The sequence below is a fragment of the Escherichia sp. E14S1 genome, from assembly GCF_004211995.1.
Classification (GTDB): domain Bacteria; phylum Pseudomonadota; class Gammaproteobacteria; order Enterobacterales; family Enterobacteriaceae; genus Escherichia.
In genome coordinates this window covers 200,503-213,698 of record NZ_RHJQ01000003.1, presented here as the reverse complement: position 1 = coordinate 213,698, position 13,196 = coordinate 200,503, and the positions used below count along the sequence as shown (strand labels likewise).

The 13,196-nt window shown below is 52.0% G+C and carries 12 protein-coding genes; 3 read left to right on the top strand and 9 right to left on the bottom strand.

The window, feature by feature from the left end; translation table 11 throughout:
• Window positions 1-13: 13 nt before the first annotated feature.
• Window positions 14-706, bottom strand: a complete 693-nt coding sequence (locus tag D9734_RS03280; protein ID WP_130205321.1) for a DUF421 domain-containing protein — start codon at window positions 704-706, stop codon at window positions 14-16.
• Window positions 707-835: 129 nt separating this feature from the next.
• Between D9734_RS03280 and ycaO the strand changes: the two genes are divergently transcribed.
• The 3 genes from ycaO to pflB all read left to right on the top strand — a co-directional run bounded on the left by ycaO (window position 836) and on the right by pflB (window position 6,196).
• Window positions 836-2,596 (top strand): 30S ribosomal protein S12 methylthiotransferase accessory factor YcaO, encoded by a 1,761-nt coding sequence (gene ycaO / locus D9734_RS03275; RefSeq protein WP_130205319.1) that lies wholly within the window; start codon window positions 836-838, stop codon window positions 2,594-2,596.
• A gap of 405 nt (window positions 2,597-3,001) precedes the next feature.
• Window positions 3,002-3,859 carry a formate transporter FocA gene (focA, locus tag D9734_RS23340; protein WP_000642546.1) on the top strand — a complete coding sequence of 286 codons (858 nt, stop codon included), beginning with the start codon at window positions 3,002-3,004 and terminating at the stop codon, window positions 3,857-3,859.
• A gap of 54 nt (window positions 3,860-3,913) precedes the next feature.
• Complete coding sequence (gene pflB / locus D9734_RS03265) at window positions 3,914-6,196, top strand: formate C-acetyltransferase (protein WP_001292820.1); 2,283 nt, start codon at window positions 3,914-3,916, stop codon at window positions 6,194-6,196.
• A 318-nt stretch (window positions 6,197-6,514) separates the two neighbouring features.
• On the opposite strand, the gene ogrK is transcribed toward pflB, so the two are convergent.
• From ogrK to D9734_RS03225, 8 genes are all read right to left on the bottom strand, one after another.
• Window positions 6,515-6,733, bottom strand: coding sequence for a prophage transcriptional regulator OgrK (gene ogrK, locus D9734_RS03260; RefSeq protein WP_000468308.1), 219 nt, complete (start codon window positions 6,731-6,733; stop codon window positions 6,515-6,517).
• Between the two features lie 81 nt (window positions 6,734-6,814).
• Window positions 6,815-7,978: a phage late control D family protein gene (locus tag D9734_RS03255; protein WP_130205317.1), complete on the bottom strand. Its 1,164-nt coding sequence runs from the start codon at window positions 7,976-7,978 to the stop codon at window positions 6,815-6,817.
• 13 nt (window positions 7,979-7,991) lie between these two features.
• Window positions 7,992-8,456: a phage tail protein gene (locus D9734_RS03250; protein WP_130205315.1), complete on the bottom strand. Its 465-nt coding sequence runs from the start codon at window positions 8,454-8,456 to the stop codon at window positions 7,992-7,994.
• A gap of 14 nt (window positions 8,457-8,470) precedes the next feature.
• Window positions 8,471-10,918 carry a phage tail tape measure protein gene (locus tag D9734_RS03245; RefSeq protein ID WP_130205313.1) on the bottom strand — a complete coding sequence of 816 codons (2,448 nt, stop codon included), beginning with the start codon at window positions 10,916-10,918 and terminating at the stop codon, window positions 8,471-8,473.
• Window positions 10,911-11,030, bottom strand: coding sequence for a GpE family phage tail protein (locus D9734_RS03240; protein WP_049804398.1), 120 nt, complete (start codon window positions 11,028-11,030; stop codon window positions 10,911-10,913). The genes D9734_RS03245 and D9734_RS03240 overlap by 8 nt, the downstream gene beginning before the upstream one ends.
• 32 nt (window positions 11,031-11,062) lie before the next feature.
• On the bottom strand, window positions 11,063-11,338 hold the full coding sequence (locus D9734_RS03235; protein ID WP_062826789.1) for a phage tail assembly protein: 276 nt from the start codon (window positions 11,336-11,338) through the stop codon (window positions 11,063-11,065).
• 56 nt (window positions 11,339-11,394) lie between these two features.
• Window positions 11,395-11,913 (bottom strand): phage major tail tube protein, encoded by a 519-nt coding sequence (locus tag D9734_RS03230; protein WP_001251408.1) that lies wholly within the window; start codon window positions 11,911-11,913, stop codon window positions 11,395-11,397.
• A gap of 12 nt (window positions 11,914-11,925) precedes the next feature.
• Window positions 11,926-13,116 carry a phage tail sheath protein gene (locus D9734_RS03225; protein WP_130205311.1) on the bottom strand — a complete coding sequence of 397 codons (1,191 nt, stop codon included), beginning with the start codon at window positions 13,114-13,116 and terminating at the stop codon, window positions 11,926-11,928.
• Between the last annotated feature and the right edge of the window lie 80 nt (window positions 13,117-13,196).

The window sequence follows — 13,196 nt, the reverse complement described above, 5'->3', positions numbered from 1 at the left end:
GATGTTTTTACTGTCAGGTCACCCGTTTTGCCCGACTTGCCTTCGTCCATTCTGGATTTGCACAGCGCGGACATAATTGTTTTTCCCCCGCGTTCATATGAATGATTTCACTGCAACGGATGCATGCATAGTCCGCCGACTCCGGCACCACTTTGTAACGCTGAGTACAGTCACTGGGTAAAATAAGTAAGCCTGGTTTTACTTTGTCATTTTCAAAGAAATAGACGCTAATTTGGCCATTGGTTTCGAGAATAGCCAGACGCACCTGCCCCAGTTGTTCCACGCCACGCAACCGTAGTTCCATAAAGAACTCAAATTCCGTCATGTTGGAGTTATTGAGTTTCGACCAGGCCAGCTCGCCATCTTCAATAATGACAACCGGTTTACCTTCCAGCAAATCTTCCAGTTTTTCACTGTGCGCCATCAACCACATCACCAGGCGGTATAACAACGCCAGAGTAATAAAGACGATAAGCACCGGGACCATCGGCACATCATCATAAAACGCCACATCCCCTGCCGCCGACCCCAGAGTCAGAATGATTAATACTTCAAATAGCGACATTTGCCGCACGCCGCGTCTCCCTGTCATTTTGAGGAACAAAAAGACCAACACAAAGGTATAGAGACTGCGTAGTGCAACTTCGCCAAGGAAATCAAAAGGCACTTTATCGAATGCCATACGGTGGAGATCGAACGCCTTCATTTTTATGCTCTTATCGTAGTTTATCCGCTAAAAGCATAGCTAACAGTTCATCAGCGTGGCGGCGGTGATAGCACCTTTGAGATAAAACCCGTATTATTGCGCGCTTTCCGTACGACTAAAGTGATTTTCATGACGCAAACATTTATCCCCGGCAAAGATGCCGCACTGGAAGATTCCATCGCTCGCTTCCAGCAAAAACTCTCCGACCTCGGTTTTCAGATTGAAGAGGCCTCCTGGCTGAATCCGGTACCTAACGTCTGGTCCGTGCACATTCGCGACAAAGAGTGCGCCCTGTGTTTTACCAACGGCAAAGGCGCAACCAAAAAAGCGGCGCTGGCTTCTGCCCTCGGTGAATATTTCGAGCGTCTGTCTACCAACTACTTTTTTGCGGACTTCTGGCTGGGCGAAACCATCGCCAACGGTCCGTTCGTGCATTATCCCAACGAAAAATGGTTCCCACTGACCGAAAATGACGATGTGCCAGAAGGGCTGTTCGATGACCGTCTGCGCGCGTTTTACGATCCGGAAAATGAACTGACCGGCAGTATGCTGATTGACCTGCAATCCGGTAACGAAGATCGTGGTATTTGCGGCCTGCCGTTTACACGTCAGTCCGACAATCAGACCGTTTATATTCCGATGAATATCATTGGTAACCTGTACGTCTCTAACGGTATGTCCGCAGGTAATACCCGCAACGAAGCACGCGTTCAGGGGTTGTCCGAAGTTTTCGAACGCTACGTGAAAAACCGCATTATTGCTGAAAGCATCAGCCTGCCAGAGATCCCAGCAGACGTGCTGGCGCGTTATCCAGCAGTAGTTGAAGCGATCGAAACGCTGGAAGCGGAAGGTTTCCCGATCTTCGCATATGATGGTTCCCTTGGCGGCCAGTATCCGGTGATTTGCGTGGTACTGTTTAATCCTGCTAACGGCACCTGCTTTGCCTCATTCGGTGCGCATCCTGATTTTGGCGTTGCACTGGAACGTACCGTGACCGAGCTGCTGCAAGGCCGCGGTCTGAAAGATCTGGATGTGTTTACTCCACCAACCTTCGATGATGAAGAAGTCGCTGAGCATACCAACCTCGAAACGCACTTTATCGACTCCAGCGGTTTGATCTCCTGGGACCTGTTCAAGCAGGATGCCGATTATCCGTTTGTAGACTGGAATTTCTCCGGCACCACTGAAGAGGAGTTCGCCACGCTGATGGCTATCTTCAAGAAGGAAGATAAAGAAGTTTATATTGCCGATTACGAGCATCTGGGTGTCTACGCTTGCCGAATTATCGTGCCTGGCATGTCTGATATTTATCCGGCTGAAGATTTATGGCTGGCAAATAACGGTATGGGCAGCCATTTACGGGAAACAATTCTGTCACTGCCCGGTAGTGAGTGGGAAAAAGAAGATTATCTGAACCTCATTGAGCAACTGGATGAAGAAGGTTTTGATGACTTTACCCGCGTGCGTGAGCTGCTGGGTCTGGCGACCGGGCCAGATAATGGCTGGTATACCCTGCGTATCGGTGAGCTGAAAGCCATGCTGGCGCTGGCTGGCGGCGATATGGAACAGGCTCTGGTCTGGACCGAATGGACGATGGAATTTAATTCATCGGTGTTCAGCCCTGAACGCGCCAACTATTATCGCTGCCTGCAAACTTTATTGCTGCTTGCTCAGGAAGAAGATCGTCAACCGCTGCAATATCTGAATGCGTTTGTTCGCATGTACGGCGCAGATGCCGTGGAAGCCGCCAGTGCGGCAATGAGCGGCGAAGCCGCGTTTTATGGCCTACAGCCAGTGGATAGCGATCTGCACGCGTTTGCCGCGCATCAGTCGTTGTTGAAGGCCTACGAAAAGCTGCAGCGCGCCAAAGCAGCATTCTGGGCAAAATAAAATCAAATAGCCTACGCAATGTAGGCTTAATGATTCGTCTGAGTTATATTACGGGGCGTTTTTTTAATGCCCCGCTTTACATATATTTGCATTAATAAAATAATTGTAATTATAAGGTTAAATATCGGTAATTTGTATTTAATAAATACGTTCGATATTGTTACTTTATTCGCCTGACGCTCCCTTTTAATTAACTGTTTTAGCGGAGGATGCGGAAAAAATTCAACTCATTTGTTAATTTTTAAAATTTATTTTTATTTGGATAATCAAATAGTTACTCCGTATTTGCATAAAAACCATGCGAGTTACGGGCCTATAAGCCAGGCGAGATATGATCTATATCAATTTCTCATCTATAATGCTTTGTTAGTATCTCGTCGCCGACTTAATAAAGAGAGAGTTAGTGTGAAAGCTGACAACCCTTTTGATCTTTTACTTCCTGCTGCAATGGCCAAAGTGGCCGAAGAGGCAGGTGTCTATAAAGCAACGAAACATCCGCTTAAGACTTTCTATCTGGCGATTACCGCCGGTGTTTTCATCTCAATCGCATTCGTCTTCTATATCACAGCAACCACTGGCACAGGCACAATGCCCTTCGGCATGGCAAAACTGGTTGGCGGCATTTGCTTCTCTCTGGGGCTGATTCTTTGTGTTGTCTGCGGAGCCGATCTCTTTACTTCCACAGTGTTGATTGTTGTTGCCAAGGCGAGTGGGCGCATCACCTGGGGCCAGTTGGCGAAAAACTGGCTAAATGTCTATTTTGGCAACCTGGTCGGCGCACTGCTGTTTGTACTTTTAATGTGGCTTTCTGGCGAATATATGACCGCGAATGGTCAATGGGGACTAAACGTCCTACAAACCGCCGACCACAAAGTGCACCATACTTTTATTGAGGCCGTCTGTCTTGGTATCCTGGCAAACCTGATGGTATGTCTGGCAGTATGGATGAGTTATTCTGGCCGCAGCCTGATGGACAAAGCGTTTATCATGGTGCTGCCGGTCGCAATGTTTGTTGCCAGCGGTTTTGAGCACAGTATCGCAAACATGTTTATGATCCCGATGGGTATTGTAATCCGCGACTTCGCATCTCCGGAATTCTGGACCGCTGTCGGTTCTGCACCGGAAAATTTTTCTCACCTGACCGTGATGAACTTCATCACTGATAACCTGATTCCGGTTACGATCGGTAATATTATCGGCGGTGGTTTGTTGGTTGGGTTGACATACTGGGTCATTTACCTGCGTGAAAACGATCACCATTAATGGTTGTCGAAGTACGTAGTAAATAAAAAATCCACTTAAGAAGGTAGGTGTTACATGTCCGAGCTTAATGAAAAGTTAGCCACAGCCTGGGAAGGTTTTACCAAAGGTGACTGGCAGAATGAAGTAAACGTCCGTGACTTCATTCAGAAAAACTACACTCCGTACGAGGGTGACGAGTCCTTCCTGGCTGGTGCTACTGAAGCGACCACCACCCTGTGGGACAAAGTAATGGAAGGCGTTAAACTGGAAAACCGCACTCACGCGCCAGTTGACTTTGACACCGCTGTTGCTTCCACCATCACCTCTCACGACGCTGGCTACATCAACAAGCAGCTTGAGAAAATCGTTGGTCTGCAGACTGAAGCTCCGCTGAAACGTGCTCTTATCCCGTTCGGTGGTATCAAAATGATTGAAGGTTCCTGCAAAGCGTACAACCGCGAACTGGATCCGATGATCAAAAAAATCTTCACTGAATACCGTAAAACTCACAACCAGGGCGTGTTCGACGTTTACACTCCGGACATCCTGCGTTGCCGTAAATCTGGTGTTCTGACCGGTCTGCCAGATGCATATGGCCGTGGTCGTATCATCGGTGACTACCGTCGCGTTGCGCTGTACGGTATCGACTACCTGATGAAAGACAAACTGGCACAGTTCACCTCTCTGCAGGCTGATCTGGAAAACGGCGTAAACCTGGAACAGACTATCCGTCTGCGCGAAGAAATCGCTGAACAGCACCGCGCTCTGGGTCAGATGAAAGAAATGGCTGCGAAATACGGCTACGACATTTCTGGTCCGGCTACCAACGCTCAGGAAGCTATCCAGTGGACTTACTTCGGCTACCTGGCTGCTGTTAAGTCTCAGAACGGTGCTGCAATGTCCTTCGGTCGTACCTCCACCTTCCTGGATGTGTACATCGAACGTGACCTGAAAGCTGGCAAGATCACCGAACAAGAAGCGCAGGAAATGGTTGACCACCTGGTCATGAAACTGCGTATGGTTCGCTTCCTGCGTACTCCGGAGTACGATGAACTGTTCTCTGGCGACCCGATCTGGGCAACCGAATCTATCGGTGGTATGGGCCTCGACGGTCGTACCCTGGTTACCAAAAACAGCTTCCGTTTCCTGAACACCCTGTACACCATGGGTCCGTCTCCGGAACCGAACATGACCATTCTGTGGTCTGAAAAACTGCCGCTGAACTTCAAGAAATTCGCCGCTAAAGTGTCCATCGACACCTCTTCTCTGCAGTACGAGAACGATGACCTGATGCGTCCGGACTTCAACAACGATGACTACGCTATCGCTTGCTGCGTAAGCCCGATGATCGTTGGTAAACAAATGCAGTTCTTCGGTGCGCGTGCAAACCTGGCGAAAACCATGCTGTACGCAATCAACGGCGGCGTTGACGAAAAACTGAAAATGCAGGTTGGTCCGAAGTCTGAACCGATCAAAGGCGACCTCCTGAACTACGATGAAGTGATGGAGCGCATGGATCACTTCATGGACTGGCTGGCTAAACAGTACATCACTGCACTGAACATCATCCACTACATGCACGACAAGTACAGCTACGAAGCCTCTCTGATGGCGCTGCACGACCGTGACGTTATCCGCACCATGGCGTGTGGTATCGCTGGTCTGTCCGTTGCTGCTGACTCCCTGTCTGCAATCAAATATGCGAAAGTTAAACCGATTCGTGACGAAGACGGTCTGGCTATCGACTTCGAAATCGAAGGCGAATACCCGCAGTTTGGTAACAACGATCCGCGTGTAGATGACCTGGCTGTTGACCTGGTTGAACGTTTCATGAAGAAAATTCAGAAACTGCACACCTACCGTGACGCTATCCCGACTCAGTCTGTTCTGACCATCACTTCTAACGTTGTGTATGGTAAGAAAACCGGTAACACCCCAGACGGTCGTCGTGCTGGCGCGCCGTTCGGACCGGGTGCTAACCCGATGCACGGCCGTGACCAGAAAGGTGCTGTAGCTTCCCTGACTTCCGTTGCTAAACTGCCGTTCGCTTACGCTAAAGATGGTATCTCTTACACCTTCTCTATCGTTCCGAACGCACTGGGTAAAGACGACGAAGTTCGTAAGACCAACCTGGCTGGTCTGATGGATGGTTACTTCCACCACGAAGCGTCCATCGAAGGTGGTCAGCACCTGAACGTTAACGTGATGAACCGTGAAATGCTGCTCGACGCGATGGAAAACCCGGAAAAATATCCGCAACTGACCATCCGTGTATCTGGCTACGCAGTACGTTTCAACTCGCTGACTAAAGAGCAGCAGCAAGACGTTATTACTCGTACCTTCACTCAATCTATGTAATTAGATTTGACTGAAATCGTACAGTAAAAAGCGTACAATAAAGGCTCCACGAAAGTGGGGCCTTTTTTAGCAAGAGAGCCTTTTTTGTCAGCTATCTATACTTTAAGGTAACTGCCAAAACAGACTCGACGTAGCCTTCGAGCTGCGCACCAACACGGCCTCAGATGGGCCACATCTGGAGAAACACCGCAATGTCAGTTATTGGTGACATTTTTTGATATCTAATCACATGAAATAAAAGGATTTATTTCTGGTCACGTCCACACATTGACCACATCGACAAAAAAGCCCCTCGACTGAGGGGCTTTCTGTTTGTAATTACATCCACATAATTTGCTGCCCTGACGGCAACGGGTGCGGCCTTACGGCGTGGACTTCTCCCGGCTTCACGATGTATCGCTGTACCGACTCATAAGTGATGAACGTGGCGCTGCAATTCACGTTCTGACACTGGTGATAACGCTCTTTTGTCGTGTCAGTGATATAGCGACTTGTACGCGCATGTGCGGCATGCTGGCATAAAGGACAATGAAACATCGCGAGCACCTCTTCCGGTTTTGTTGATGGTGCCATTTTAGTTAATTTACCATTACAAAACAAACAGATAAATAAAACACATCACTCATTATCTTCGGTTTCGTACTCCACATCAGAAAGCCTGACCTCAAGCTCTAAGGACGTCGTGAAGCCGCTATTATTCAGAAAATGTGTCACCTTAGTGATTGTCCAGTCCTGCTCGTCTATGACACGCTTAAAGCCTGACACTCTGACCGGTGTTTCCGTGTAAATATCTGCCCGACCGGTAGCCAGGCTAATGGAGAACTCCGCAACGCCCCGTTGCAGTTTGTCCCACTTCGCCTGAGCGGCGCGCATTGCCTGCGCTTTCGTGGCATATACCGTGGTCAGGGCAAAAACATTGTCAGCCTCACCGGCCATGTATTCACCTTCGCGCGCTTCCGGTACTTTTGGCGCTTTCTTCTGCGTGACCGGTTTCGCTTTCGGGTGCTCCAGTGCGCGCAGGTGTTTCTCTTTCTTTTTGCGTTTCAGTTTTACCTTCTGCTTTTGCGGCTTCGGGTCTTTGGTGTGTAACCACTTTGCCGTTACGCCGGTGTAAGCTCCACGGTCAGCAATCGCAAAATGATGACGGTCACCGTCGCTGCGGGTGATGGTAATCTGCGGGATTTTTTTACCGCTGGCCGTCACCCCCTGCCCCGCTTTGAGAAACAGCAGTTTTCCCATTTTTACCGACACCTCACCGCCGTTGCGTTCAGCAAGACGGGTCAGGAATTTCGCGTCGGACTCCTGCGACTGGTCGATGTGCGGGATTTTAATTCCGGCCAGTGACGGAGCGACACTGGCTTCCAGCCTGTTACGGGTGGCTATCGCCTCAACAATCGCACCGAGCGTGGTGTCATGCCAGGAGCCTTCCCGGCGGGAATTGAGCGTCCCGCGAAAATCTGCACTCCGGGCGCGGATGGTGACCACATCCGGAGCGCCCCGGTGTTCAACCTCATCAACGGTGAATTTCCCTTTGCATACCAGGGCAAAACCTTTCCAGCCGATATACACCGTCAGGACAGCGCCACGAACCGGCAGCCCGACCTGCCCGTCGGCATCGTTCAGTTCAATATCAAGCTGGTCAGCCTCAAAGCCCCGGTTATCCGTCAGGGTCATGCTCATCAGACGGTCGCTGATATTGCCGGTAATATCCCTGCTGTCGAGCATCAGCATGTAATCCGGCGTCAGCGTACTGCCTGCATCAAATGTCAGCGCATCCAGCATTATCCCGCCCCCGTCATACCGTGAATTTAGTCGCCATACTGCCAGCCTTACCGATGAGCGATTCCGCCTGTTTACCGATATCGCCATAAAGCGCGGCCAGTGATTCATCAACGCGGGTGAGCGACAGCGTAAAATCAATTTTTCGGGGTGTGCCGTCTGCAAAGAAAATACTCCCTGTTTCACTCACCTTGCTGATGACATACATGCCGTAAATCATGCCGGTGCCATCCAGCAACGGCCACGCCCGACCTTCCTCTGCCATCAGCCTGAGCGTGGTCATCGTCAGCTTTCCGCCGGTCAGTTCGGGATAAAGCACACCGGCAAGCGTGATGTTTTCCTCGCCAACACCGAGAAACTGAAAGGCATCCCGTTTACCGATACGGGAATTTGACGGCCAGCGATAATCTGATTCACGCTGCATGGTCTGGTGTGGCAGCGTCTGGCGCATAAAAACAAACATACCTAACGCGAGCATCATTTTTCGTCACCTCCTTAACCGTCATGCATCATGCTGGCACGGGCGCGCGCACGTTTATCCCGCTCGTATTTTTCGAGTGCATCCTGTAACTGGCGGTCAAGCGGTGTCCCCGGCGCAGTACCACCCGTCAGGCTGATGTGATATTCGTTTTTACTCTGGTCTACATAAGAGCGGCCAGCCGGTGCCGTGACCGGCTGATAAGCCTGATAGCCTGCATAAGAGCTGGTCGCCGGAATATAGTCACCGGTACCATACGTGGCGGCATGAGTTCTGGCGGCGGTCTGGTCAAGTGTGTCTGACTCTTTGTTGATAACACCGAGTTTTTCCAGTACCCAGTCAATACCACTGCGCAGTTTGTTGAACGCATTAAGCGGCAGCATCAACGCGTCAGCCAGTGCCTGCCCGAACATGACGCCCGTGTCACGGCAACGGTTCAGGGTGTCCTGGGTGGCTTTGACCGGGGCAATCAGGTTTTTAAACCACTGCCACGCGGCCTGTAACTTTTCGCCCAGCCAGTCAAACACCGGCTTCAGTGGCGTGAACAGTTCCCCCACCGGCGCAAATGCCGCTTTCAGCCCTTCAACCACACCGCCAAAGAATGCGCTGACAGGCTCCCAGTATTTACGGATAAGCAACGCCCCGGCGACAATGGCAGCCACCACGGCCACAACCGGCCAGCTAATAGCCCCGATGGCGGTCATAACAGCACTGCCAACCGTCGTGAAGATTGCCCCCATTGCGCCTGCTGCCGCGATGATGGCATTGATGCCGGTGATAACCGGCCAGGCTACAAGACCAATTGCACCGATGATGCCAATCAGCGCCAGCGCGCCACCGGCAATGATGCCGATGGTTGACGCCAGTGATTTGTTTTTCTGGATCCAGCCGTCGAGTTTTAACACATACTTTGTGGCCGTCTGCGTGAGCTTACGCAGTGTGCCTTCCTGCTGGTCAAACAGGTCAGTCCCCACCGCCTCATAAGCGGACTGAAACTCCTTAAAGTCACCACCGAGGTTATCCTGCATGATTTTAACCAGCTCTTCCGTTTTACCGTCCGAGGCTTTCAGCGTGGCGGTCAGCTTATCCAGTTTTCCGCTTGCTGCCGCTGCCAGTAAAACGTTCGCTGATTTCAGGGCTTCCTCACCAAAAATGGTTTTAAGGTATTCCCCCTTCTGAGACGTTCCCAGCTTGTGTTTATCAAAGCTGGCCTGAATCTCTTTCAGAATGGTGAACAACGGACGCATATTTCCCTTTTTGTCCGAGGTTTTAACGCCAAGCTCTTTGAGTGCATCCCATGCTTTTCCAGTCGGTGCCTGTAATCGGGTGACAACGGCACTGCCACCCGTACCCGCCATTGACCCCCTGATGTTATTGTCATGCAGCACACCTGTCATGGCCGCTGCCTGTTCAAGACTTACACCTGCCGTCCTCGCAACCGGACCGAGGTAAGTCAGTGCATCACTGAGTCCCTGAAAATCAGCCGCCGACTTATTCATCGTTGCCGACAACACGTCGCCCACATGGCTGACATCATCATTTGACAGTTGAAAGGATGCCTTAGTCCCCAGCAACAGTTGCGCGTTTTCTTCCATCGACCGCTGGTTTGCCAGTGCCATATTCAGTGTGACCGGCGTTGCCGCCTGAATAGCCGCAGCATCCCCACCGGCTTTCGCAATGATAATCTGTGCACCGGCTGCATCATCCGCCGAGGCTGCGGTATTGTCGCCGAGCTGGCGCGCCTGTTTGCGGAGTGCGGTCATTTCGGCGGAGTCTTTTGCCACTCCGAGCACGGCCTGCAATTCTGAGTTTTTCTGCGCAAACTCATAACCGGGCATCAGCAGCTTAACACCGGCCATCGTTCCCGCCGCCGCAATCCCCACACCGGCAGCGCCCCCTGAGGCCATATTTCCGGCCAGCTCCTTTCCTGCCTGATAACGCTGTTTTACTGCGTTAAGTTTTGCCTGTTGCGCACTGACACGCGCCAGCGCGTCACGCTGCCGGTTAAGCTGTGCGGTGGTTTCACTGATACGGTTTTTCAGCCCCTGCTCATCATGTGCAAGATTGCGGGTATTAATTCCCACAGCGGCCAGTTCCCGCTGCTGGCGTTTAACGGAATCTGTCAGGCGGTTATATTTCGCCTGTAAGTCCTCCGCCGCACGCTTTGCGGATTCCAGGACTTTCGCCTGAGCACGGGTCGGACGTTCGGTGTTTTTAAACTGTGTGGCAAGGGCTTCGGCCTCCTGCCGTGCCTTTTCAAGTGCATGACCAGTCACGGCGAGCTGTGCACTGGTCTTGCGGAATCCCTCAATACGGGATGCGTGACCGTTCAGCTCGCGCAGTGATTTTTGTGTTTCCCGGATATCCCCCGACAGCGACTTGCTCGCTGTGCGGATGGATTTAAACGGGCGGGATGCCTGGTCAACAGCCCTGAGCAATACCTGTAATTTTACATTGTTACTCATTCGTGTTTCCGCTTCGCTGGAGCGCCTTTTCGCGCCATGTGATGAGTTCGGTCAGGCTCATGGGATACAGTTCTGATGGCGGCCAGTGAAATATCACTGCCACATCCGCCATCAGGTCATCGACCGAGAGATTTTTCGGAAACGTTACTGCACCGAGTTCGGCGACAAAAAACCGACCACCTTACCGGCCAGCGCCACAAGGTCAGGCAGTTCCAGCGCGGCGACTTCCTGCTCGGTCAGCATCGGTGCCGTCATGCGCGGCAGCACCTTAATCAGTGCATCGACTTCGGAGTTCGCGACCGCTGCCAGACTGACACCGCGCAGCGTCCCCGCATTGGGTTTCATCAGCGTGACCTGTTCGATAACCTGATCACCACGTTTGACCGGATTGTCCAGGGTAATGACATTTTCTTTGTTCATGGTTTTCTCACTTCTGAATCAGGGTTAACCGGTCAGCCTGGCTGACCGGATGAAAATCACAGGCCGATATTGCGGCGGTGTTGCTCCAGCCGGTCGACGCCGTTCACCTTCTCAATCATGTTGATGGTGTCGATTTCGACCAGCTCCTTACCGTCCATCGTCAGCCGGAAATAGGTGCAGACCACGGAGATTTTCGACTCGGTGTCTTCTCCCTGTTTACCCTCGCCGGTGTCGATTTCTTTCTGACGTCCACGCATGACCACTTCAACGGCCACCGTTTCGCCGGTATCGTCGCGCTGGTAAGAGCCAGCAAAACGAATCGGTACGGCATCCACACCGGTTGCGGCGTAAAGCTCCCAGATAACCGAATCCGGGAAGCCCCCGAGCGACCACTCCATTGACAGCGCATCGTCATCAAGGCCGAGGTCTACCGGGGCGCTGCCGTTCATCCCCGCACCGCGATAGTTTTCGAGCTTACGGGTCAGTTTTGGCAGCGTGACGGACTTTGCAACGCCCTGATAGCTGTAGCCGTTCAGAAAGACGTTCATTAACTTGAGTTTGCGCGGCATTGCCATCGGTCAGGCTCCTTAATTGCTGTTAACCGAGGTGACCAGACTTGCCAGGTATCTTGAAGTAATACGCTGGCGCAGGGTCAGGTTTTCGAGAGGAGGCACCGGTGTATAGTCGTAGTCGATATACAGTTTTCCGGCCTTGAGGGTTTCCGCATCGTTGGATTCTTCACTGAACCAGCATGTGCCATCCACGATATAACCGTTGTTTTTCAGTTCGCGGAATTTGGCATTGATGCCGTCAATGATGTCGCGAATCAGCGTTGCGGTGATGGGCTTATCAATAGCCCACATGTGCGCCTCAGCCATCGTGTCGGCCAGCACCTGCGCGGTGCGGGTGTAACTTTCAAAGAGGAACAGCGGGTCATCGGAGCAGGTACGGTTACCCCAGAAGCGGAAGCCGTCGCGGCGAATCAGCGTAGTGATGCCTGACTCGTTAAGCAGGTCAGCATCAGTGCCGGACTTCTGCAAATCCCAGAATACAGAGGCGCTGATGCCGGTAACACCATTTACCCCGACGTTGGACAACGTTTTATGCCAGCCCTGCTCCTGATCGATTTTGGCACGCAGCCCCAGCGCACGGGCGGTGGCATACGCGGTGGCAGTGGTGCTGGTAACCGTATCCCATGCGAGGAAATCCGGCCAGATGACCATCAGCTCACGCTGGCTGAAATTCTGACGGTAGGCTTTTGCCTCGGAAATGGTTTTACAGCCCCATGCGCTGATATACCCGAAGGCATTCAGTTCCTGGCATACCGATGCCAGTGCGACGGCGACCTCTTTGGTGTCCAGTCCCGGTACGCCGAGAATACGCGGTTTAACGCCGGTAACCGACTCAGCGCCCATCAGGGCTTTCAGTCCGGTGTACTGACCGTTTTCGTCGGTGGTGCCGATGATATTGGAAACGGTCTGCGCGAGTTTCGTTTCCTCGTCGTCGCCGGAGCCGTCTTCCACACGCACAACAACGGTGACCGGTTTTGACTGATCGGCGATGGCCTGCAACGATGCCGCCAGCGTGCCTTTTTTACCGGCCTTTGCAATTGCGCTCTGCACATTGGTAATCAGCACCGGTTTATTGAGGGGGAAGATTTCCGCATCCGCATCGCTGGCCGTGCAGACCATGCCGACAATGGCGGTGGATACGGTGGAAATGACGCGGGTGCCGTCGTTAATCTCCAGCACCTGCACGCCGTGATGATAGTCACTCATCCGTTTAACTCCGTGGTTAATGGGTGCAACTATTTTCTTTTGTGCAGAGCATGAGACGCTATTTGACCTGGCTGGTCGGT

Bases quoted from the DNA above. Each gene is read 5' to 3' on its own strand.
- ogrK (WP_000468308.1), bottom strand. From the start codon at position 6,733: ATGTTTCATTGTCCTTTATGCCAGCATGCCGCACATGCGCGTACAAGT.
- D9734_RS03245 (WP_130205313.1), bottom strand. From the start codon at position 10,918: ATGAGTAACAATGTAAAATTACAGGTATTGCTCAGGGCTGTTGACCAG.
- D9734_RS03240 (WP_049804398.1), bottom strand. From the start codon at position 11,030: ATGGCGGATGTGGCAGTGATATTTCACTGGCCGCCATCAGAACTGTAT.
- ycaO (WP_130205319.1), top strand. From the start codon at position 836: ATGACGCAAACATTTATCCCCGGCAAAGATGCCGCACTGGAAGATTCC.
- D9734_RS03280 (WP_130205321.1), bottom strand. From the start codon at position 706: ATGAAGGCGTTCGATCTCCACCGTATGGCATTCGATAAAGTGCCTTTT.
- D9734_RS03255 (WP_130205317.1), bottom strand. From the start codon at position 7,978: ATGCTGGATGCGCTGACATTTGATGCAGGCAGTACGCTGACGCCGGAT.
- D9734_RS03235 (WP_062826789.1), bottom strand. From the start codon at position 11,338: ATGAACAAAGAAAATGTCATTACCCTGGACAATCCGGTCAAACGTGGT.
- D9734_RS03250 (WP_130205315.1), bottom strand. From the start codon at position 8,456: ATGATGCTCGCGTTAGGTATGTTTGTTTTTATGCGCCAGACGCTGCCA.
- D9734_RS03225 (WP_130205311.1), bottom strand. From the start codon at position 13,116: ATGAGTGACTATCATCACGGCGTGCAGGTGCTGGAGATTAACGACGGC.
- D9734_RS03230 (WP_001251408.1), bottom strand. From the start codon at position 11,913: ATGGCAATGCCGCGCAAACTCAAGTTAATGAACGTCTTTCTGAACGGC.
- pflB (WP_001292820.1), top strand. From the start codon at position 3,914: ATGTCCGAGCTTAATGAAAAGTTAGCCACAGCCTGGGAAGGTTTTACC.